Origin of the sequence: Actinoalloteichus spitiensis RMV-1378, from assembly GCF_000239155.1 — a bacterium.
Lineage (GTDB): Bacteria > Actinomycetota > Actinomycetes > Mycobacteriales > Pseudonocardiaceae > Actinoalloteichus_B > Actinoalloteichus_B spitiensis.
Genome location: NZ_AGVX02000871.1, coordinates 1 through 402, shown reverse-complemented (window position 1 = coordinate 402; position 402 = coordinate 1). Strand labels below are relative to the sequence as shown.

1 protein-coding gene is annotated in these 402 nt (G+C 74.9%); it reads left to right on the top strand.

Annotated features, from left to right (window positions below; all coding sequences use genetic code 11):
• On the top strand, positions 1-402 hold a 402-nt coding region (locus ACTIDRAF_RS0226265; RefSeq protein WP_016701597.1), incomplete at both ends, for an O-methyltransferase.

Genomic DNA, 402 nt, shown 5'->3' with positions numbered 1-402 from the left:
GGGGAGCCGATCAGTCCGGGGAGCGGAGCGGCCCTGCGGTTCCTCGCCTCGGCGTTGCGGGCCAGGGCGGTCGTGGAGGTGGGGTCCGGGGCGGGTGTCAGCGGGCTGTGGCTGCTGAGGGGCATGTTGGGGGAGGGCGTGCTCACCTCGATCGACTTCGACCCGGAGAACCAGCGGGCGGCGCGGAAGGCGCTGGCCGAGGCGGGGGTGGCCGCCGGACGCGCCCGCCTGATCACCGGGCGGGGCCTGGACGTGCTGCCCCGGCTGACGGACGGCGGGTACGACCTGGTCTTCGTCGAGTCGGGCTGGGTGGACTACGCGAGCTACCTGGAGGAGGGGCTCCGGCTGCTGCGGGACGGAGGAGTGCTCGCCTTCGGGAACCTGCTGCGCATCGCCGCCGCC